The organism is Morganella sp. Je.2.23 (assembly GCF_051129855.1).
Lineage (GTDB): Bacteria > Pseudomonadota > Gammaproteobacteria > Enterobacterales > Enterobacteriaceae > Morganella > Morganella sibonii.
This window is the reverse complement of the sequence record NZ_JBCPSQ010000004.1, coordinates 22,847-45,396: the sequence shown is the minus strand read 5'-3', so window position 1 is coordinate 45,396 and position 22,550 is coordinate 22,847. Positions and strand designations below refer to the sequence as shown.

The window sequence follows — 22,550 nt, the reverse complement described above, 5'->3', positions numbered from 1 at the left end:
TCATTTGCAGCTTTCCTGCACCCGGTAAATACGGGTATATAATTGATACATGATGACAGGGTAATCCTCCTGCAGTGAAAGATTACAGATGAGTAAAACCAACGACGTTCACACGTTACAAAGAGTGGTGTATTAAATGTCTAACCCAGTATTATTTAATGACAATGATTCAGATTACATCGTAAATCATCCGTTTACTGAAACGGATTATGAAATTCTGAAATCCTATGAGGCGGCCGTTGATGGTCTGGCGCTGCTCATCGGTGAGCACTGTGAAATCGTTCTCCACTCACTGGAAGACCTGAAGCGCTCAGCGGTGAAGATCGCAAACGGTCACCATACCGGCCGTAAAGTCGGTTCCCCGATCACAGACCTGGCGCTGCGTATGCTGCACGACATTACTGATGAAGACTGCAGCACGTCGAAAGCCTATTTTACCCGGGCGAAAACCGGGGCACTGATGAAATCGCTGACTATTGCTATCCGCAATAAGTCACGCCGTATCATCGGGTTATTGTGTATCAACATGAACCTGGATGTGCCTTTTTCTCAGGTTGTTCAGACCTTCATCCCGAAAGAACTGGCGGAAGAAACGTCCAATGTAAACTTCGCCTCTTCCGTTGAAGACCTGGTGGCACAGACGCTGGAACAGACAATCGAAGAAGTGAATGCCGACCGCAATGTGGCAAACAACGCGAAGAACAAACAAGTGGTGCTGAACCTGTATGAGAAAGGGATATTTGATATCAAAGATGCCATCAACCTTGTTGCTGTGCGTCTGAATATCTCCAAACACACGGTTTATCTCTACATCCGCCAGTTTAAAAACGGCGAGTAAGGCAGCACGGAGCAATGACACCGTTATCTTACTGCCTGCTGGTTACCGGCCCTGCCTACGGCACACAGCGTGCCGGCAGCGCGTTGTTGTTTGCCCGGCATGTGATTGTGGCCGGACACCGGATTCAGTGTGTGTTTTTTTACCGTGAAGGGGTCAGCAACGCTAATGTGCTGACATCACCGGCCGGGGACGAAACCGATATGGTGCGTCAGTGGCAGCAGCTTGCCCGTGACAACGATATTCAGCTTGCGGTTTGTGTGGCGGCGGCACTGCGCCGTGGTGTCACTGATGCTGCTCAGGCGGCATCGCTGCAACTGGCTGCGGCTAATCTGGCGGACGGGTTCGCCCTCAGCGGTCTGGGCACGCTGGCGGAAGCCATGGTGACCTGTGACCGTGTTATCCAGTTTTAGGGAGATCCGGTGAAACGTATTGCCTTTGTTTTCAGAAGTGCGCCTCACGGCAGCAGTGGTGGCCGGGAAGGGCTGGATGCGCTGCTGGCAACCAGTAATTATACGGAAGGGGTCGCGGCCTTTTTTGTGTCCGACGGGGTGTTACAGTTATTACCGGAACAAACACCGGCAAATATTCTCGCCCGTGATTATATTTCCACCTTCAAAGTCCTGCCGCTTTACGATATTGAAGAGTGCTACTGCTGCACAGAAGATATGGCCGCACGGGGATTGTCCCCGGAGACACCGTATATTCTGCCGGTGACCTGTCTGAGTGCGGCGGAACTGGCGCGGAAACTGGCGGCATTTGACGCCGTGGTGTCATTTTGATCTACATACGGTGAGCAAGATGCTATATACTGTCAGCCAATCGCCATTTCGTACTGATATCCAATCATTACTGAATCTGTTATCCCCTGAGGATGACATCCTTTTTACCGAAGATGGCGTAATCGCAGCAACGGAAGGTAACCCGTTGTTGCAGGCGCTTATTCAGTCGGGTCATATTCCCTGTGTGCTGCGGGAGGATGCCGAAGCACGCGGTTTATTACCGTTCCTTTCGGGCAAAGTGAGAATCACAGACTATACTGGTTTTGTGGCACTCACCGTCACACACACGCAACATTTTGCGTGGGAATAGCAAATATCATTGTATATTTCTTGACACCCTGTTGCGTCAGCAATAAAATTTCGCGTCCTCGTGTTTTGTCTTTGACAGATACGAGGCACAAATCCGTGTTTACGAAGCAAAAAACCAGGAGCTTTTTTTATAATGGCAACGATTAATCAGCTGGTTCGCAAATCCCGTAGCTCGAAAGTTGTGAAAAGCAACGTTCCTGCACTGGAAGCCTGCCCGCAAAAACGTGGCGTATGTACCCGTGTATATACCACCACACCTAAAAAACCTAACTCAGCACTGCGTAAAGTATGCCGTGTACGTTTAACCAACGGTTTTGAAGTTTCTTCATACATCGGTGGTGAAGGTCATAACCTGCAGGAACACAGCGTGATCCTGATCCGCGGTGGTCGTGTTAAAGACTTACCGGGTGTTCGCTACCACACTGTTCGCGGCGCACTGGACTGTTCCGGTGTTAAAGACCGTAAACAAGCTCGTTCTAAGTACGGTGTGAAGAAGCCAAAAGCTTAATGGTTCTCCGTTAAGTAAGGCCAAACATTTATCGCATTAATGTCAAATAAACTCATTGAGTTTTGGACAACCCTGAATTAACAACGGAGTATTTCCATGCCACGTCGTCGTGTAATTGGTCAACGTAAAATTCTGCCAGATCCTAAGTTCGGATCAGAGCTGCTGGCCAAATTTGTAAATATCCTGATGGTAGACGGTAAAAAATCTACCGCAGAATCAATCGTATATACCGCGCTTGAGACCCTGGCTCAGCGTTCAGGTAAAGATCACCTGGAAGCATTCGAAACCGCACTGGATAACGTGCGTCCGACTGTCGAAGTTAAGTCCCGCCGTGTTGGTGGTTCTACTTACCAGGTGCCGGTTGAAGTTCGTCCGGTCCGCCGTAATGCATTAGCAATGCGCTGGATCGTTGAAGCTGCCCGTAAACGCGGTGATAAGTCCATGGCTCTGCGCCTGGCAAATGAATTATCCGATGCAGCTGAAAACAAAGGCACTGCCGTTAAGAAACGTGAAGACGTTCACCGTATGGCAGAAGCTAACAAGGCGTTCGCACACTACCGTTGGTAATCAAACCGTAGTGAATTGTGTATAGGGTAGCCGTAAGGCTGCCCGACCAAATTAAACGAACGTCCAAGAGAGAGGAAAAAATGGCTCGTCAAACACCCATTTCACGTTACCGTAATATCGGTATCAGTGCACATATCGACGCCGGTAAAACCACCACAACAGAACGTATTCTGTTTTATACAGGTGTGAACCATAAAATTGGTGAGACCCACGAAGGTTCAGCAACGATGGACTGGATGGAGCAGGAACAAGAGCGTGGTATTACTATCACCTCCGCAGCAACCACTGCGTTCTGGTCTGGTATGGGTAAACAATTTGAACCACACCGCATCAACATCATCGACACCCCGGGGCACGTTGACTTCACAATCGAAGTAGAACGTTCTATGCGTGTTCTTGATGGTGCTGTAATGGTTTACTGTGCCGTTGGTGGTGTTCAGCCACAGTCTGAAACCGTATGGCGCCAGGCAAACAAATATCATGTACCTCGTATCGCGTTCGTTAACAAAATGGACCGTATGGGTGCAAACTTCCTGAAAGTTGTTGATCAGATCAAAACCCGCTTAGCGGCCAACCCGGTACCACTTCAGTTAGCTATCGGCGCTGAAGAGTCATTCACCGGTGTTGTTGACCTGGTTAAAATGAAAGCGATTCAGTGGAGTGAAGAAGACCAGGGCGTTACTTTCACTTACGAAGATATCCCGGCAAACATGCAGGAATTAGCTGCTGAATGGCACCAGAATCTGGTTGAAGCCGCAGCTGAAGCCTCTGAAGAGCTGATGGAAAAATATCTCGGCGGTGAAGAACTGACTGAAGCTGAAATCAAAACAGCATTACGTCAGCGCGTACTGGCTAACGAAATTATCCTGGTAACCTGTGGTTCTGCATTTAAGAACAAAGGTGTTCAGGCGATGCTGGATGCGGTTGTTGAGTACCTGCCATCTCCGACAGAAGTTCCTGCTATTAAAGGTATTCTGGACGACGGTAAAGATACTCCTGCTGAACGTCACTCTTCTGACGAAGATCCGTTTGCTGCGCTGGCATTTAAAATTGCAACCGACCCGTTTGTGGGTAACCTGACGTTCTTCCGCGTATACTCTGGTGTTGTTAACTCCGGTGATACCGTACTGAACCCGGTTAAATCCAAGAAAGAGCGTTTCGGTCGTATCGTTCAGATGCACGCTAACAAACGTGAAGAGATTAAAGAAGTTCGCGCTGGTGACATCGCGGCTGCTATCGGTCTGAAAGACGTCACTACTGGTGATACTCTGTGTGCGATTGATGCACCAATTATCCTGGAGCGTATGGAATTCCCTGAGCCGGTAATCTCTGTTGCAATTGAACCGAAAACCAAAGTTGACCAGGAAAAAATGGGTATCGCACTGGGCCGTCTGGCACAGGAAGACCCGTCATTCCGCGTATCAAGTGATGAAGAGACTAATCAGACTATCATCGCCGGTATGGGTGAATTACACCTGGACGTTCTGGTCGACCGTATGCGTCGTGAGTTCAAAGTTGAAGCGAACGTGGGTAAACCACAGGTAGCTTACCGCGAAGCAATCACTATGAAAGTGACTGATATCGAAGGTAAACACGCTAAACAGTCTGGTGGTCGTGGTCAGTACGGTCATGTTGTTATCGACATGTACCCACTGAACAAGAAAGATGCTGACGGCGTCAACATGGAATACGAATTTGTCAACGAAATCAAAGGTGGTGTGATTCCTGGTGAATACATCCCTGCGGTTGACAAAGGTATTCAGGAGCAGCTGAAATCTGGTCCGTTAGCAGGCTACCCTGTTGTGAACATGGGTGTTCGTCTGCATTACGGTTCATACCATGATGTTGACTCCTCTGAACTGGCGTTTAAACTGGCGGCATCTCTGGCGTTTAAAGACGGCTTCAAAAAAGCGAAACCAGTTCTGCTGGAACCAATCATGAAAGTTGAGGTGGAAACACCGGAAGACTACATGGGTGACGTCATTGGTGACCTGAACCGTCGTCGCGGTATGATTGAAGGTATGGATGACATGCCTACCGGTAAAATCGTCCGTGCGCAAGTGCCACTGTCTGAAATGTTTGGTTATGCAACTGACCTGCGTTCACAGACCCAGGGCCGTGCTTCTTACTCCATGGAATTCCTGAAGTATAATGAAGCACCAAACAACGTAGCTCAGGCTGTTATTGAAGCTCGTAATGCAAAATAATCGGTAATTTACCGGTTTAACTCGTTAATTTCAGTCCCTTCTCAGAATGAAGAAGGGACTCCATAAGGAATAGAGTCGTGTCTAAAGAAAAATTTGAACGTACGAAACCGCACGTTAACGTTGGTACTATCGGCCACGTTGACCACGGTAAAACTACCCTGACTGCTGCAATCACTACCGTTCTGGCAAAAACCTACGGTGGTAGCGCTCGTGCATTCGATCAGATCGATAACGCACCAGAAGAAAAAGCGCGTGGTATCACCATCTCTACTTCTCACGTAGAATACGATACCCCAAGCCGCCACTATGCGCACGTTGACTGCCCGGGGCACGCCGACTACGTTAAAAACATGATCACCGGTGCTGCTCAGATGGACGGCGCAATCCTGGTTGTTGCTGCAACTGATGGCCCTATGCCACAGACCCGTGAGCACATCCTGTTAGGTCGTCAGGTTGGCGTTCCTTACATCATCGTATTCCTGAACAAATGTGACATGGTTGATGATGAAGAGCTACTGGAACTGGTTGAAATGGAAGTTCGTGAACTTCTGTCTCAGTACGATTTCCCTGGCGACGATACCCCAATCGTTCGCGGTTCAGCGCTGAAAGCACTGGAAGGCGAAGCAGAGTGGGAAGCGAAAATCGTTGAACTGGCTGGTTTCCTGGATTCTTACATCCCTGAGCCAGAGCGTGCAATTGACAAGCCGTTCCTGCTGCCAATCGAAGACGTATTCTCAATCTCCGGCCGTGGTACAGTTGTTACCGGTCGTGTTGAGCGCGGTATCGTTAAAGTGGGCGAAGAAGTTGAAATCGTGGGTATCAAAGACACGATCAAAACTACCTGTACCGGTGTTGAAATGTTCCGCAAACTGCTGGACGAAGGCCGTGCGGGTGAGAACGTTGGTGTTCTGCTGCGTGGTACTAAGCGTGAAGAAATCGAACGTGGTCAGGTTCTGGCTAAACCAGGTTCAATCAAGCCACACACCAAATTTGAATCAGAAGTTTATATTCTGAGCAAAGATGAAGGTGGTCGTCATACTCCGTTCTTCAAAGGCTACCGTCCTCAGTTCTACTTCCGTACAACTGACGTAACCGGTGCAATTGAACTGCCGGAAGGCGTGGAAATGGTTATGCCTGGTGATAACATCCAGATGCACGTAACCCTGATCCACCCAATCGCAATGGACGAAGGTCTGCGTTTCGCAATCCGTGAAGGCGGCCGTACCGTTGGCGCGGGTGTTGTAGCGAAAGTTCTGGGTTAATTACGGATGTAATAATCCTAAAAAGGGCATCAAATGATGCCCTTTTTCTGCGTTGTCTTATGAAGAACCTATCTCATCACTAGTTGATCATCAACTACTGGTGAGATAGGCTCTCACGCAACGAATGGTGAGTATCTCGAAGAATACGAAACTCATGCTGGATTATGACGCCAAGTCAGATACAATTGCATCTGTCCTTAATTTTGGTCTGATTTGTTTTGCAACTGCGAGGCAGTCCGGCTGACTTTTTTATTTCATGGTTACAGGTTGGTTTATGAGTGCGAATAGCGAAGCTCAACAAAACGGCCGTGGTGCTGACATTGCCAAATGGTTAGTGGTCGCAGTTCTGCTGATCGCTGCCATCGGCGGGAACTACTACTTCCGCGAATTTAATCTTGCGCTGCGTGCGCTGGCAGTCGTTGTCGTCATCGCATTAGCCGGTGGTATTGCACTGTGGACAACGAAAGGCAAAGCGACACTGACTTTTGCCCGCGAAGCACGGGTTGAAATGCGTAAAGTGATCTGGCCTACACGTCAGGAAACACTGCATACAACACTTATCGTTGCGGCTGTCACAGCAGTTATGTCGTTAGTGTTATGGGGCCTTGATGGTATCCTTGTCCGTCTTGTTTCCTATATAACATCCTTCTGAGGTTCTAAAGATGTCGGATTCTCCTAAAAAACGTTGGTATGTCATCCAGGCTTTCTCCGGATTTGAGAGCCGGGTTGCGCAGTCTCTGCGTGAACATATCAAAATCAACGGGATGGAAGATTCATTTGGCGAAGTCATGGTGCCAACGGAAGAAGTCGTCGAGATCCGCAGCGGTCAGCGCCGCAAAAGTGAGCGCAAATTCTTCCCGGGCTATGTCCTGGTTCAGATGGCGATGAACGATGCATCCTGGCATCTGGTACGTAATGTGCCGCGTGTAATGGGGTTCATCGGCGGTACATCCGATCGTCCCGCACCGATCAGCGATAAAGAAGTTGATGCGATTATGAACCGCCTGCAGCAGGTGGGTGATAAGCCGCGTCCGAAAACGCTGTTCGAACCGGGCGAAATGGTCCGCGTTTCCGATGGTCCGTTTGCAGACTTTAACGGTGTGGTTGAAGAAGTCGATTACGAAAAGAGCCGCCTGAAGGTATCAGTCTCTATTTTTGGTCGTGCAACACCGGTCGAACTGGATTTCAGTCAGGTCGAAAAACCGTAACGGTTTCTTTTCCGGACTTGCAAAGGGCGGGAAATTTATCTACAATTTCGCGCCTTTTGTTTTTCAGGGGTTCGCGTTTTCACGCGGGCCTGTATTCATAGGGGAGCCGGGATACCCGGCGCTATTACCCACATTGAGGATTTTTTAAATGGCTAAGAAAGTACAAGCCTATATCAAACTGCAGGTTGCAGCTGGTATGGCAAACCCTAGTCCACCGGTTGGTCCGGCACTGGGTCAGCAGGGTGTGAACATCATGGAATTCTGTAAAGCGTTTAACGCCAAAACAGACAGCATGGAAAAAGGTTTACCAATCCCGGTTGTTATTACCGTTTACGCTGACCGTTCTTTCACTTTCATCACTAAAACTCCGCCAGCGGCAGTTTTACTGAAGAAAGCTGCAGGTCTGAAATCTGGTTCCGGCAAACCGAACAAAGAGAAAGTAGGTAAAATTACTTCTGCTCAGGTTCGTGAGATTGCTGAGACTAAAGCAGCGGATATGACTGGTGCCGATGTAGAAGCTATGATGCGTTCTATCGAAGGTACTGCTCGTTCCATGGGCCTGGTAGTGGAGGGTTAATCGATGGCTAAACTGACCAAGCGCATGCGCAATATCCGTGAAAAAGTTGATGCTACCAAACAGTACGACATCAATGAAGCCGTAGCCCTGCTGAAAGAATTAGCAACTGCTAAATTCGTTGAAAGCGTTGACGTTGCTGTCAACCTGGGTATCGATGCACGTAAATCTGACCAAAACGTCCGCGGTGCAACTGTACTGCCGAACGGTACCGGTCGTTCTGTCCGCGTAGCTGTGTTCGCACAGGGCGCTAACGCTGAAGCTGCTAAAGCTGCAGGCGCAGAACTGGTTGGTATGGAAGACCTGGCTGACAAAATCAAAGCCGGCGAAATGGACTTCGACGTTGTTATCGCATCTCCGGATGCAATGCGCGTTGTTGGCCAATTAGGTCAGATCTTAGGGCCGCGCGGCCTGATGCCAAACCCGAAAGTAGGTACTGTAACTCCTAACGTTGCTGAAGCTGTGAACAACGCTAAAGCGGGTCAGGTTCGTTACCGTAACGATAAAAACGGGATCATCCACACTACCATCGGTAAAGTAGATTTCGATACTGATAAACTGAAAGAAAACCTGGAAGCTCTGCTGGTTGCGCTGAAAAAAGCAAAACCATCTTCAGCGAAAGGCGTGTACATCAAGAAAATCAGCCTGTCTACCACCATGGGTGCGGGTGTTGCAATCGACCAGTCTGGTCTGACTGCTGCTGCTTAATATCTGCTGATAATAAGCACTTTACATTGGGGTCAGGTTTCTGTAGAATCTGACGCCCAATGTTTGCTGTATTTGATTTGTGAAATTATCACAGGATCAGGAACAGCTCAGAATTTCGGTTGGAGCCCGGCCTTTTCCGGGCCCCGTCCAAGACCGCAGGTGTAAGTGATTACTTAATTTTCCTGCGTAGACGGTGACAGAGCCACAAGAATTTTATTCGAGTATTCTGCTCACCGTGTTTTAGCGCTCTCCACCTTCCGGTGCTGAGTGAAGTGAGTTCCGGGGTTGTATACCCGGCTAAACCAGGAGCAAGAAGCTAATGGCATTAAATCTTCAAGACAAACAAGCGATTGTTGCTGAAGTCAGCGAAGTTGCCAAAGGCGCGCTGTCTGCAGTTGTCGCGGATTCCCGTGGTGTAACTGTAGATAAAATGACCGGTCTGCGTAAAGCATGTCGTGAAGCTGGCGTTACTGTACGTGTAGTACGTAACACCCTGCTGCGTCGTGCTGTTGAAGGTACCTCTTCTGAGTGCCTGAAAGACGTATTCGTCGGTCCTACCTTGATTGCATTTTCTCATGAACATCCGGGCGCTGCTGCTCGTCTGTTCAAAGAATTCGCGAAAGCGAACCCTGCATTCGAGATTAAAGCCGCAGCCTTTGAAGGTGAGTTAATTGCAGCGAAAGATATCGATCGTTTAGCAACACTCCCGACTTACGAAGAAGCAATCGCGCGCCTGATGGCAACCATGAAAGAAGCCTCTGCAGGCAAACTGGTTCGCACTCTGGCAGCGTTACGCGATCAGAAAGAAGCAGCTTAATTGCCCTTTCTTTTCTTCGTTGCTTTTTAACGTATAAACTTATTCTGAATTTTAGGAACATATCGTATGTCTATCACTAAAGAACAAATCCTGGACGCAGTTGCTGAAATGTCTGTAATGGACGTTGTTGAACTGATCACCATGATGGAAGAAAAATTCGGCGTTTCTGCTGCTGCTGCTGTAGCAGTTGCTGCGGGTCCTGCTGAAGCTGCTGAAGAGAAAACTGAGTTCGACGTTATTCTGAAAGCTGCCGGCGCTAACAAAGTTGCAGTAATCAAAGCTGTTCGCGGCGCAACTGGTCTGGGCCTGAAAGAAGCTAAAGATTTAGTTGAAAGCGCACCTGCTGCACTGAAAGAAGGTGTGAGCAAAGATGAAGCTGAAACTCTGAAAAAATCTCTGGAAGAAGCTGGCGCAGAAGTTGAAGTTAAATAAGCCACTTTTTGCAGTAGCAGCCTGAAAATGGCTGATGGCTGGTGACTTATTGGTCACCAGCCTTTTTGCGCTAATGCGCATGCGTGTGTTTTCGGGGTAACAGTTGTGTTATCTGACACCCGCAAACTCTCCGAATACTTTTTGCTATTGACGACTTAATATACTGTGTTTATGACTGCGATTCGCTCGGGTAGCTCGGTAGTCAGCAGCGCAATGAAATGATTTAAGAGTAATAGCAATGGGTATTAACAGAAAATGTTCAATTTTCTGTCCAAATTAGATAGTTGTAGCGACTGTCCGTTAATACGGGCAGGCCGGGTCACTGATCAAGCGAGCTGAGGAACCCTATGGTTTACTCCTATACCGAGAAGAAACGTATTCGTAAGGATTTTGGTAAACGTCCGCAAGTGCTGGATGTACCTTATCTCCTTTCTATCCAGCTGGATTCATTCCAGAAATTCATTGAACTCGATCCGGACGGTCAGAACGGCCTGGAAGCCGCGTTCCGTTCCGTTTTCCCGATTCAGAGCTACAGTGGTAATGCTGAACTGCAATATGTCAGCTTCCGTCTGGGTGAGCCGGTATTTGACGTGAAAGAATGTCAGATCCGCGGCGTTACCTTTTCCGCACCGCTGCGCGTAAAACTGCGTCTGGTTGTTTACGAGCGTGAAGCACCGGAAGGCACAGTTAAAGATATTAAAGAACAGGAAGTTTACATGGGCGAGATTCCGCTCATGACCGAAAACGGAACGTTCGTTATCAACGGTACTGAGCGTGTTATCGTTTCTCAGTTACACCGCAGCCCGGGCGTGTTCTTTGACAGTGACAAAGGTAAAACACACTCTTCCGGTAAAGTGCTGTATAACGCACGTATCATTCCTTACCGTGGTTCATGGCTGGACTTCGAATTCGATCCGAAAGACAACTTATTTGTCCGTATTGACCGCCGCCGTAAATTACCGGCATCGATCATTCTGCGCGCGATGAATTTCAGCACCGAAGACATTCTGAATCTGTTCTTCGAGAAGACCACCTTTGAAATCCGCAATAATAAACTGACCATGACCCTCATTCCTGAGCGTCTGCGTGGTGAAACCGCATCCTTCGATATCGAAGCGAACGGTAAAGTTTATATTGAGAAAGGCCGTCGTATCACTGCCCGTCATATCCGTCAGCTGGAAAAAGACGAAGTCAGCCAGATTGAAGTTCCTGTTGAATATATCGCAGGCAAAGTGGTTGCACGTGATTACATCGATGAAGCGACCGGTGAATTAATTTGTGCAGCGAACATGGAAATGTCACTGGATCTGCTGGCGCGTCTGAGCCAGTCCGGTCACAAAACCATTGAAACGCTGTTCACCAACGACCTGGATCACGGCGCCTACATGTCAGAAACCCTGCGTGTGGACCCGACCAACGATCGTTTAAGCGCACTGGTGGAAATCTACCGTATGATGCGTCCTGGTGAGCCGCCAACCCGCGAAGCTGCTGAAAATCTGTTCGAGAACCTGTTCTTCTCTGAAGATCGTTACGATCTGTCTGCGGTCGGCCGCATGAAGTTCAACCGTTCACTGGGTCGTGATGACTCTGACGGTACCGGTATCCTGAGCCAGCAGGACATTACTGATGTCATGAAGAAACTGATCGACATCCGTAACGGCCGTGGTGAAGTGGATGATATCGACCACTTAGGTAACCGTCGTATCCGTTCTGTCGGTGAAATGGCAGAAAACCAGTTCCGTGTGGGTCTGGTCCGTGTTGAGCGTGCGGTGAAAGAGCGTCTGTCCCTGGGTGATCTGGATAACCTGATGCCTCAGGATATGATCAACGCCAAGCCGATTTCTGCTGCCGTTAAAGAGTTCTTTGGTTCCAGCCAGCTGTCCCAGTTTATGGACCAGAACAACCCGCTGTCAGAAATCACGCATAAACGCCGTATCTCAGCATTAGGCCCGGGTGGTCTGACCCGTGAGCGTGCCGGCTTCGAAGTACGAGACGTTCACCCGACTCACTACGGCCGCGTATGTCCTATCGAGACCCCTGAAGGTCCGAACATCGGTCTGATCAACTCCTTATCTGTTTATGCACAGACTAACGAATATGGTTTCCTGGAAACCCCGTACCGTTTAGTGCGTGACGATGTTGTTACCGATGAAATTCATTACCTGTCTGCAATCGAAGAAGGCAACTTCATCATTGCACAGGCAAACACCGTATTAGATGACGATGGACACTTCGTTGATGAACTGATCACCTGCCGTAACAAAGGTGAATCCAGCTTATTCAGCCGTGATCAGGTTCAGTACATGGACGTTTCCACCCAGCAGGTGGTTTCTGTCGGTGCATCCCTGATCCCGTTCCTGGAACACGATGACGCCAACCGTGCATTGATGGGGGCGAACATGCAACGTCAGGCGGTTCCGACTCTGCGCGCTGATAAGCCGCTGGTTGGTACCGGTATGGAACGTGCGGTAGCGGTTGACTCCGGTGTTACAGCCGTAGCCAAACGCGGCGGTATGGTTCAGTACGTTGACGCGTCACGTATCGTTATCAAGGTTAATGAAGATGAAATGTATGCCGGCGAAGCGGGCATCGACATCTACAGCCTGACCAAATATACCCGTTCTAACCAGAACACCTGTATCAACCAGACTCCTTGCGTATCGCTGGGCGAGCCGGTTGAACGCGGTGACGTGCTGGCTGATGGTCCGTCAACTGACCTCGGCGAACTGGCACTGGGTCAGAACATGCGCGTGGCATTCATGCCATGGAACGGTTACAACTTCGAAGACTCCATCCTCGTATCCGAGCGTGTTGTTCAGGAAGACCGTTTCACCACTATCCACATCCAGGAACTGGCTTGTGTGTCCCGTGACACCAAACTGGGGCCTGAAGAGATCACCGCCGACATCCCTAACGTGGGTGAAGCAGCGCTCTCCAAACTGGATGAATCCGGTATCGTGTATATCGGTGCGGAAGTGAAAGGCGGCGACATTCTGGTCGGTAAAGTGACACCTAAAGGTGAAACACAATTAACCCCGGAAGAGAAACTGCTGCGTGCTATCTTCGGTGAAAAAGCGTCAGATGTGAAAGATTCATCTCTGCGCGTACCGAACGGTGTTTCCGGTACTGTTATCGACGTCCAGGTCTTTACCCGCGATGGCGTGGAAAAAGACAAGCGTGCTCTCGAAATCGAAGAGATGCAGCTGCGTGACGCGAAGAAAGACCTGACCGAAGAGCTCCAGATTCTGGAAGCCGGTCTGTTCAGCCGTATCCGTTCCGTTCTGATCAACGGCGGCATGGAAGCTGACAAACTGGACAAACTGCCGCGCGAGCGCTGGTTAGAACTGGCTCTGACTGATGAAGAAAAACAGAATCAGTTAGAACAGCTGGCAGAGCAGTATGACGAACTGAAATCTGAGTTCGCCAAGAAACTGGAAGCGAAACGCCGCAAAATCACTCAGGGCGATGATCTGGCACCGGGCGTGCTGAAAATCGTTAAAGTGTATCTGGCTGTTAAACGTCAGATCCAGCCTGGTGATAAAATGGCGGGTCGTCACGGTAACAAAGGGGTTATCTCTAAAATTAACCCTATCGAAGATATGCCATACGATGAAAAAGGTAACCCTGTTGACATCGTACTGAACCCGCTGGGCGTACCATCGCGTATGAACATCGGTCAGATTCTGGAAACCCACCTGGGTATGGCTGCGAAAGGCATCGGTGACAAAATCAACCAGATGATCAAAGAGCAGCAGGAAGTCGCGAAATTACGTGAATTCATCCAGAAAGCCTATGACCTGGGTAACGACCCGCGTCAGAAAGTGGATCTGAACACCTTCAGTGATGAAGAAGTTCTGCGCCTGGCGGATAACCTGAAAAAAGGTATGCCGACAGCGACACCAGTATTCGATGGTGCGAAAGAGCAGGAAATCAAAGCATTACTGACTCTGGGTGGCTTACCGACTTCCGGTCAGATCACACTGTTTGATGGCCGTACCGGCGAGCAGTTCGAGCGTCAGGTTACCGTCGGCTATATGTACATGCTGAAACTGAACCACCTGGTTGATGACAAGATGCATGCACGTTCTACCGGTTCTTACAGCCTGGTTACCCAGCAGCCGCTGGGTGGTAAGGCGCAGTTCGGTGGTCAGCGTTTCGGGGAGATGGAAGTGTGGGCACTGGAAGCATACGGTGCAGCTTACACCCTCCAGGAGATGCTGACTGTGAAATCGGATGACGTTAACGGTCGTACGAAGATGTACAAAAACATCGTCGACGGCAGTCATCAGATGGAGCCGGGAATGCCGGAATCTTTCAACGTATTGCTGAAAGAAATCCGTTCCCTCGGTATCAATATCGAGCTGGAAGACGAGTAATTACCGTTGTGGCTGCCCGTGGTACACGGGCAGCACCAGTAAATCTGGTTTAAGGGACAGACAGACTACCGTTTGTCTCACAGGTCTAACTCCGACAGGAGCCATTTCGTGAAAGACTTATTAAAGTTTCTGAAAGCGCAAACCAAGACCGAAGAGTTTGATGCGATCAAAATTGGTCTGGCCTCACCTGACATGATTCGTTCATGGTCATTTGGTGAAGTGAAAAAGCCGGAAACCATTAACTACCGTACGTTCAAACCTGAGCGTGACGGGCTTTTCTGTGCGCGTATCTTCGGGCCGGTAAAAGATTACGAATGTTTGTGCGGTAAGTACAAACGTCTGAAACACCGTGGTGTGATTTGTGAGAAGTGTGGTGTTGAAGTGACTCAGACTAAAGTGCGCCGTGAGCGCATGGGTCACATCGAACTGGCATCACCGACCGCACACATCTGGTTCCTGAAATCACTGCCGTCCCGTATCGGCCTGCTGCTGGATATGCCGCTGCGTGATATCGAACGTGTTCTGTACTTTGAATCTTATGTTGTTGTTGAAGGCGGGATGACCAGCCTGGAGCGCAGCCAGATTCTGACAGAAGAACAGTATCTCGACGCTCTGGAAGAGTTCGGTGATGAGTTCGACGCGAAAATGGGTGCGGAAGCCATCCAGGCATTGCTGAAAGCAATGGATCTGGAGCAGGAAGTCGAAAACCTGCGCGAAGAACTGAATGAAACCAATTCAGAAACCAAACGTAAGAAACTGACCAAGCGTATCAAGCTGCTGGAAGCCTTCATTCAGTCAGGTAACAAACCTGAGTGGATGATCCTGACAGTGCTGCCGGTGTTACCACCGGATCTGCGTCCGTTAGTTCCGCTCGATGGTGGTCGTTTTGCGACATCAGATCTGAACGATCTGTACCGTCGTGTGATCAACCGTAACAACCGTCTGAAACGCCTGCTGGATCTGGCTGCGCCTGACATCATCGTACGTAACGAAAAACGTATGCTGCAGGAAGCCGTGGATGCGCTGCTGGATAACGGCCGTCGTGGTCGTGCAATTACCGGCTCTAACAAGCGTCCGCTGAAATCTCTGGCAGACATGATCAAAGGTAAACAGGGTCGTTTCCGTCAGAACCTGCTCGGTAAGCGTGTTGACTATTCCGGTCGTTCTGTAATCACCGTAGGTCCTTACCTGCGTCTGCATCAGTGCGGTCTGCCTAAGAAAATGGCACTGGAACTGTTCAAACCGTTCATCTACGGTAAGCTGGAACTGCGTGGTCTTGCTACCACCATCAAAGCTGCCAAGAAAATGGTTGAGCGCGAAGAAGCGGTCGTATGGGATATCCTGGATGAAGTTATCCGTGAGCACCCGGTTCTCCTGAACCGTGCACCGACACTTCACCGTCTGGGTATTCAGGCGTTTGAACCAATCCTTATCGAAGGTAAAGCTATCCAGCTGCACCCGCTCGTTTGTGCGGCATATAACGCCGACTTCGATGGTGACCAGATGGCGGTTCACGTCCCTCTGACCCTGGAAGCGCAGCTCGAAGCCCGTGCCCTGATGATGTCCACCAACAACATCCTGTCACCGGCAAGCGGCGATCCGATTATCGTACCTTCTCAGGACGTTGTTCTGGGTCTGTACTACATGACCCGTGACTGTGTTAACGCCAAAGGCGAAGGCATGGTACTGAACGGTTCAACGGAAGCTGAGCGTGTATACCGCGCCGGTCATGCGTCTCTGCATGCCCGTGTGAAAGTCCGTATCACTGAAGAAGTGAAAGACGGCGAAGGTAATGTCACCAAGCGTACCAGCATGATTGATACCACTGTCGGCCGTGCCATCTTATGGCGTATCGTTCCGCGTGGTCTGCCTTACTCACTGGTTAACCAGCCGCTGGGTAAAAAAGCAATCTCCAAAATGCTGAACACCTGTTACCGTATTCTGGGTCTGAAGCCGACCGTTATCTTTGCTGACCAGATCATGTACACCGGTTTTGCCTACGCTGCCCGTTCAGGTGCATCCGTTGGTATCGATGACATGGTTATTCCGGAGAAAAAAGCCGGGATCATCGCAGAAGCGGAAGCGGAAGTGGCCGAAATCCAGGAGCAGTTCCAGTCTGGTCTGGTTACCGCCGGCGAACGTTATAACAAGGTTATCGATATCTGGGCCGCGGCGAACGAACGTGTTGCCAAGGCGATGATGGAAAACCTGTCTGTTGAAACCGTGGTTAACCGCGACGGCGAAGAAGAACAGCAGGTTTCTTTCAACAGTATCTTTATGATGGCCGACTCCGGTGCGCGTGGTTCTGCCGCACAGATTCGTCAGCTGGCCGGTATGCGTGGTCTGATGGCGAAACCGGATGGTTCCATCATCGAAACGCCAATCACCGCGAACTTCCGTGAAGGTCTTGACGTACTCCAGTACTTCATCTCAACCCACGGTGCGCGTAAAGGTCTGGCGGATACCGCACTGAAAACAGCAAACTCCGGTTACCTGACCCGTCGTCTGGTTGACGTGGCACAAGACCTCGTCATCACTGAAGATGACTGTGGTACGCACGAAGGTATCGTCATGACCCCGGTTATCGAGGGTGGTGATGTTAAAGAACCTCTGCGCGACCGCGTATTAGGCCGTGTGGCTGCTGAAGACATTCTGAAGCCGGGTACTGCGGATATTCTTATCCCGCGTAACACCCTGCTGCACGAAAAACAGTGTGACCTGTTAGAAGAAAACTCAGTCGACAGCGTGAAAGTCCGCTCTGTGGTTAGTTGTGAAACTGACTTCGGTGTGTGTGCGAAATGCTACGGTCGTGACCTGGCGCGCGGTCATATCATCAACTCAGGCGAAGCCGTTGGTGTTATTGCTGCACAGTCAATCGGTGAGCCGGGTACACAGCTGACGATGCGTACGTTCCACATCGGTGGTGCGGCATCCCGTGCTGCTGCGGAATCCAGCATTCAGGTTCGTAACAAAGGTACAGTGAAACTGTTCAACGCGAAGCTTATCGGTAACACTGCCGGTAAACTGGTGGTGACTTCACGTAACACTGAACTGCGTCTGATCGATGAATTCGGCCGTACGAAAGAAAGCTATAAAGTTCCTTACGGTGCTCAGCTTTCCAAAGGTGATGGCGAAGCTGTTAACGGCGGTGAAACGGTCGCTAACTGGGATCCGCATACCATGCCGGTTGTCAGTGAAGTATCCGGTGTTATCCGCTTTACCGACATGCACGATGGCCAGACCATTACCCGTCAGACTGATGAATTAACCGGTCTGTCCTCACTGGTTGTTCTGGATTCTGCAGAACGTACCGCCAGTGCGAAAGAAATGCGTCCGGCACTGAAAATTATCGATGCACAGGGTAACGACGTTCTGATCCCGAACACTGATATGCCTGCTGCTTACTTCCTGCCGGGTAAAGCGATTGTTCAGCTGGATGATGGTGTTACCATCAACGCCGGTGACACGCTGGCACGTATTCCGCAGGAATCTGTCGGTACCAAGGATATTACCGGTGGTCTGCCGCGCGTTGCTGACCTGTTCGAAGCGCGTCGTCCGAAAGAGCCTGCTATCCTGGCTGAAATCAGCGGTATCATCTCGTTCGGTAAAGAGACCAAAGGTAAGCGTCGTCTGGTGATCACACCAATCGACGGCAGCGATCCATACGAAGAGATGATTCCTAAATGGCGTCAGCTCAACGTGTTTGAAGGTGAAATGGTTGAACGTGGTGACGTCGTATCCGATGGTCCGGAATCACCGCACGATATCCTGCGTCTGCGTGGCGTGAATGCGGTTGCCCGTTATATCGCGAACGAAGTCCAGGAAGTTTACCGCTTACAGGGCGTTAAGATTAACGATAAACACATCGAAGTTATCGTTCGTCAGATGCTGCGTAAAGTCACCATCACCTCTGCGGGAAGCTCTGAGTTCCTCGAAGGTGAGCAGGTTGAATATGCACGCGTGAAAGTGGCAAACCGTCAGCTGGAGCAGGAAGGCAAAATCCCTGCAACCTTCGAACGTGATCTGCTGGGTATCACCAAAGCGTCTCTGGCAACAGAGTCCTTTATCTCTGCGGCATCGTTCCAGGAGACCACCCGCGTTCTGACCGAAGCGGCCGTTGCGGGTAAACGCGACGAACTGCGCGGTCTGAAAGAGAACGTCATCGTGGGTCGCCTGATCCCGGCCGGTACCGGTTTCGCGTACCACCAGGATCGTATCCGCCGCCGCCATCTGGCAGAAACTGCCGATGCAGCACCACAGCAGGTCAGTGCTGATGAAGCAACAGCTAACTTAGCTGAGCTTCTGAACGCCGGCTTCGGTGGCAGTAAAGAGTAAGTGATACAGCGATGTAACTGACTGAACAGCCCTCCTTTTTAAGGAGGGCTTTTTTGTGCAGTACCGTAAGTAAATGGGCATATTATGCGCAACGTATTGTTTATTATTATGGTTTTATTCTCCGTCACCGGTATCAGCCGGGCCGCGGAAGTCCCGTCAGATTCACAGGAATGGTTACTGAAAGATGAACCGCCGGTACTGATCCAGGTAAAAGAACCACAGGTCATTTTTGCACCGGTTGCCGGTACGATGCAGGGCGTTGCTGAACTGAATCCGTCACACGGTTTTTATATTTACCCGATGAAAGGGGAATTCCGCGAGTTACAGTTTGGTAATGACCGCGGTTTTATCGGCAGTGAGTATCTGTCGGATAAAAAACCTAAAGTCGTGCCGCCGCTGGATACGCTGAATGAACTGAATAATCCGATCTATGACTATCTGATCACTATCAGCAACACTCCTGTTTTCGGCACACCGGATGATTCGGTATCCCCGGTTGCCACCCTGTTTGGTGATCTGCGTTATCCGGTTCTGGCTAAAATGGTCAGAGAAAACCGGGAGGGTGAAAAAGTTGTCTGGCTGACGATCCGTCTGGCGGACAGGCTGGCCTATATCCGTTTACCGGATGTGGAACTGGATAAAGGTATCCCGATCCTGACGTATCACCATATCCTGAAAGACAGTGAAAACAGAAACTTCCGCCATACTTCAACCACAACATCAGTGGAAGCCTTTAAGGCGCAGATGGACTATCTGAAGCAGGCCGGTTACCGGACAATTTCTCTTGATGATGTGGCCGGTTATCTGGCGAAAGAAAATAACCTGCCGGGGAAAGTGGTCGCGCTGACGTTCGATGATGGTCTGAAATCGGTGTACCGGTATGCTTATCCGATCCTGAAACAGAATGACCAAAAGGCCACGCTGTTTGTGATTTCCTCGCGGGTGAAATCAAAATCACAGAAATGGGCGCCGGACGGATTGCAGTTTATGTGCTGGCCGGAACTGATGCAGTCACGGGATGTATTTGATATTCAGTCACATACTCATTTCTTACATCGTCTCGATAACCGCAAAAACCCGATTATTTTCAGCCGCAAAGAACATACGCTCCTGCTGGATTACCAGCGTTCACAGCGCGTACTGGCGAAACTGAATCCGCAGCAGCACTATCTGGCATATCCTTTCGGGGCATATAATCAGGATGCGATGGATGCCGCACAGCAGGCCGGCATGACGATGGCCGTCACGACTATTCAGGGAAAGGTCCGTCTCGGTGATAATCCGTATGCCTTGAAACGTCTCTATGCACTGCGAACTGACCCGGTTGAAAAATTTGCCACCATGATTGGCAACAGTGGTCCGGAAGTGGTGAATAAGGATATTGTTGTCGACAGATAATATTGTTTTTATATAACAACTCACGGCCTGTTAATCATGATTATCAGGCCGTTTTTTTACAGAATATATTATGAAATTAAAAATTGCAGTTCATAAGGCGCAGATTCATAGCTGACCAGGTTATCTTCAAATTCATTGGCAATAACCATCCGTGGTTTTTCTTTTCCGTGAAAATAACGTTTAACCATTTCTGCATCGATATTTTCACTGAGATAATGACAGATACAGCAAAGGTAAAATCCCGCCGGTAAACACACCAGGTTAGGCGAATCAAAATCCGGTTTTTCTTTTAAGTAAATCAGGTATTTTGACGGGTAGAAGGTTTGTTCAATAATGTTTTTATAATCCAGCACATAGGCGTACTGCCGCAGATAATCCAGTGACTGATTTTCCGGTCTGGCTTTCATTTCAGCCAGTCGCAGTTCCATTTTTGAAATCGGACGATCTGCCGGATAACAGGGAACAAACAGACACCAGCGTTCCGGTAATTCAGTAGTATAAAAAGCCCCGTTACGTGGTTTATTATCGGTGAAGGTAAAGTAATCCAGATACCAGTCCAGTGTTTCAATGGTTTTTTTTAATTCTGCCATCTGCTGTAATTTACGGGATTTTTCCTGAATTAAGTATTCGGTTAATTTATTTTTATCACCGCTTTCCATAATGGTTTTAATATCATTCAGATTCATGTTCATCTTCTGAAGATATTTAATTCTGTCGATATAATGAAATTGTTCAAATGTATAATAACGGTATCCGTTTTCATTATCCGTATAACCGGGTTTGAGAATGGATTTCTTATCATAAAAACGCAGTGTCTGCGTTGAGACACCTAATAACGCAGCGGTTTCCCCGATAGTAAAATATTTCTTCATGATTGCTGCCTGTAAAATAATTACTTTTATTTAAATTATCAGATTTAAAATTAACATACTATTTCCCGGGGAAATAATTTTGTGATTATCTTCTCATAACCTGAATTACGGATTTAACCTTATTCCAGCTATAAGGTTTAGGGTGTGCGCATTGTTATTTATTGTTAAAAAAAGCAGGATAAAAAATGAAAGAACGCACACAGCTATTGTATTCAGGGGAAATGAATTTACCGGGTCATATTCACCCGGATGCACCCGCTATTTTTCCGGCCACCGCCTATGCCATGCAGGATACACAGCACTATTTTGCTGTCAGCAGCGGCAATGGTGAGTATCAGTATAACCGTACCGCAAACCCTAACCGTGACAGCTTATCGGCGGCAATTTCACTGATGGAAGACGGTGAGGTATCTGCTGTTATGGCGTCCGGGATGGCGGCCATTTCGGCAGTATTACTGAGCCTGCTCAGACAGGGCGATCACATTGTCGTCAATGAGGCTATCTACGGTGAAACCATTGAGCTGATTGATTTAATTCTGATTCCGTTCGGTGTGACGGTCACTTATGCAGATTTCCTGTCACCGGAATCGGTGCTGGCGGCTGTCAGACCGGAAACGGTGATGCTGTATACCGAAATTATCAGTAACCCGCTGATTAAAGTTGTCGATATCGATGCTATTGCCCGTATCAGTAAAGCGAATGATTGTCTGCTGGTGGTGGACAATACTTTTTCAACCCCGTTTGTTATCAAACCATTACAGCACGGCGCGGATATCGTGATCCACAGCCTGACCAAGTTTTTCGGCGGACACAGTGATTTAACAGCCGGTTCGGTGACCTGCTCTCAGGCGCTGATGCAGAAAATTGAGCTGAAAGCCCGCCTGCTGGGGGGATGCAGTGATCCTTATACTGCCTGGCTCTGTCTGCGCAGTATCCGGACAATGGAAATGCGGGTATCACGCCAGATGGAAAATGCGCAGCGTATTGCGGAGGCGCTCAGCAGCGACCCGCGCGTGGCACAAGTGAACTATCCGGGACTGGCTTCACATCCGCAGCATGATTTGGCGAAATCCCTGTTTCTGCAGGGCTGCGGTCCGATGCTCAGTTTCCGTGTTGCTGACGACCAGACAAAGGTCGATGATTTTATCCGCCGCTTAAATCTCATTACCTATCTGGGCACGCTGGGCGGGTTCCGTACCTCTCTGGCGCATCCGGCGACCGCATTCCGCACTGAATTTACACCGCAGCAGCTGATTGATTTTGGTATGCACGAAGGGCTTATCCGTATTTCTGCCGGATGCGAAGCTGCCGAAGATTTAATTGCTGATATTACTCAGGCACTTGATGTGTTTAATTAAAC

The 22,550-nt window shown here is 49.3% G+C and carries 19 protein-coding genes; 18 read left to right on the top strand and 1 reads right to left on the bottom strand.

The window, feature by feature from the left end:
* Positions 1-136: 136 nt before the first annotated feature.
* The 17 genes from AAZR23_RS14155 to AAZR23_RS14075 all read left to right on the top strand — a co-directional run bounded on the left by AAZR23_RS14155 (position 137) and on the right by AAZR23_RS14075 (position 20,318).
* A complete protein-coding gene (locus AAZR23_RS14155) occupies positions 137-838 on the top strand; it encodes a helix-turn-helix transcriptional regulator (protein WP_046894370.1) in 702 nt (233 codons plus the stop codon).
* A 14-nt stretch (positions 839-852) separates the two neighbouring features.
* Positions 853-1,248, top strand: coding sequence for a sulfurtransferase complex subunit TusD (tusD, locus tag AAZR23_RS14150; protein WP_434693308.1), 396 nt, complete (start codon positions 853-855; stop codon positions 1,246-1,248).
* Between the two features lie 9 nt (positions 1,249-1,257).
* Complete coding sequence (tusC, locus tag AAZR23_RS14145) at positions 1,258-1,617, top strand: sulfurtransferase complex subunit TusC (RefSeq protein WP_052927228.1); 360 nt, start codon at positions 1,258-1,260, stop codon at positions 1,615-1,617.
* A gap of 19 nt (positions 1,618-1,636) precedes the next feature.
* The gene (gene tusB / locus AAZR23_RS14140) at positions 1,637-1,927 is read left to right on the top strand and encodes a sulfurtransferase complex subunit TusB (RefSeq protein WP_025154801.1); all 291 of its coding nucleotides are present in this window, start codon (positions 1,637-1,639) and stop codon (positions 1,925-1,927) included.
* A 132-nt stretch (positions 1,928-2,059) separates the two neighbouring features.
* Positions 2,060-2,434 (top strand): 30S ribosomal protein S12, encoded by a 375-nt coding sequence (gene rpsL / locus AAZR23_RS14135; RefSeq protein ID WP_004236497.1) that lies wholly within the window; start codon positions 2,060-2,062, stop codon positions 2,432-2,434.
* Positions 2,435-2,530: 96 nt separating this feature from the next.
* Complete coding sequence (rpsG, locus tag AAZR23_RS14130) at positions 2,531-3,001, top strand: 30S ribosomal protein S7 (RefSeq protein ID WP_107680779.1); 471 nt, start codon at positions 2,531-2,533, stop codon at positions 2,999-3,001.
* Between the two features lie 80 nt (positions 3,002-3,081).
* On the top strand, positions 3,082-5,208 hold the full coding sequence (gene fusA / locus AAZR23_RS14125; protein ID WP_166706866.1) for an elongation factor G: 2,127 nt from the start codon (positions 3,082-3,084) through the stop codon (positions 5,206-5,208).
* Between the two features lie 77 nt (positions 5,209-5,285).
* Complete coding sequence (tuf, locus tag AAZR23_RS14120) at positions 5,286-6,470, top strand: elongation factor Tu (RefSeq protein ID WP_166706867.1); 1,185 nt, start codon at positions 5,286-5,288, stop codon at positions 6,468-6,470.
* Positions 6,471-6,744: 274 nt separating this feature from the next.
* Positions 6,745-7,122 (top strand): preprotein translocase subunit SecE, encoded by a 378-nt coding sequence (gene secE, locus AAZR23_RS14115; protein WP_004238482.1) that lies wholly within the window; start codon positions 6,745-6,747, stop codon positions 7,120-7,122.
* 10 nt (positions 7,123-7,132) lie between these two features.
* The gene (gene nusG, locus AAZR23_RS14110; protein ID WP_004238483.1) at positions 7,133-7,678 is read left to right on the top strand and encodes a transcription termination/antitermination protein NusG; all 546 of its coding nucleotides are present in this window, start codon (positions 7,133-7,135) and stop codon (positions 7,676-7,678) included.
* Positions 7,679-7,826: 148 nt separating this feature from the next.
* Entirely contained in the window at positions 7,827-8,255 is a 429-nt protein-coding gene (gene rplK, locus AAZR23_RS14105; RefSeq protein ID WP_004238484.1) for a 50S ribosomal protein L11, read from the top strand.
* Between the two features lie 3 nt (positions 8,256-8,258).
* On the top strand, positions 8,259-8,960 hold the full coding sequence (gene rplA, locus AAZR23_RS14100) for a 50S ribosomal protein L1 (RefSeq protein WP_046893914.1): 702 nt from the start codon (positions 8,259-8,261) through the stop codon (positions 8,958-8,960).
* 319 nt (positions 8,961-9,279) lie between these two features.
* On the top strand, positions 9,280-9,777 hold the full coding sequence (rplJ, locus tag AAZR23_RS14095; RefSeq protein ID WP_004242307.1) for a 50S ribosomal protein L10: 498 nt from the start codon (positions 9,280-9,282) through the stop codon (positions 9,775-9,777).
* Between the two features lie 66 nt (positions 9,778-9,843).
* Entirely contained in the window at positions 9,844-10,209 is a 366-nt protein-coding gene (gene rplL, locus AAZR23_RS14090; protein WP_004242306.1) for a 50S ribosomal protein L7/L12, read from the top strand.
* A 347-nt stretch (positions 10,210-10,556) separates the two neighbouring features.
* The gene (gene rpoB, locus AAZR23_RS14085; protein WP_107680700.1) at positions 10,557-14,585 is read left to right on the top strand and encodes a DNA-directed RNA polymerase subunit beta; all 4,029 of its coding nucleotides are present in this window, start codon (positions 10,557-10,559) and stop codon (positions 14,583-14,585) included.
* Between the two features lie 108 nt (positions 14,586-14,693).
* Positions 14,694-18,920 carry a DNA-directed RNA polymerase subunit beta' gene (rpoC, locus tag AAZR23_RS14080; RefSeq protein WP_107680699.1) on the top strand — a complete coding sequence of 1,409 codons (4,227 nt, stop codon included), beginning with the start codon at positions 14,694-14,696 and terminating at the stop codon, positions 18,918-18,920.
* Between the two features lie 84 nt (positions 18,921-19,004).
* A complete protein-coding gene (locus AAZR23_RS14075; RefSeq protein WP_166706868.1) occupies positions 19,005-20,318 on the top strand; it encodes a polysaccharide deacetylase family protein in 1,314 nt (437 codons plus the stop codon).
* Between the two features lie 68 nt (positions 20,319-20,386).
* Here the strand turns inward: AAZR23_RS14075 and AAZR23_RS14070 are convergent, their stop codons facing one another.
* The gene (locus tag AAZR23_RS14070) at positions 20,387-21,190 is read right to left on the bottom strand and encodes a MerR family transcriptional regulator (RefSeq protein WP_166706869.1); all 804 of its coding nucleotides are present in this window, start codon (positions 21,188-21,190) and stop codon (positions 20,387-20,389) included.
* 185 nt (positions 21,191-21,375) lie between these two features.
* On the opposite strand from AAZR23_RS14070, the gene AAZR23_RS14065 reads away from it, so the two are divergent.
* A complete protein-coding gene (locus tag AAZR23_RS14065; RefSeq protein ID WP_434693296.1) occupies positions 21,376-22,548 on the top strand; it encodes a trans-sulfuration enzyme family protein in 1,173 nt (390 codons plus the stop codon).
* The last annotated feature ends 2 nt before the right edge of the window (positions 22,549-22,550 follow it).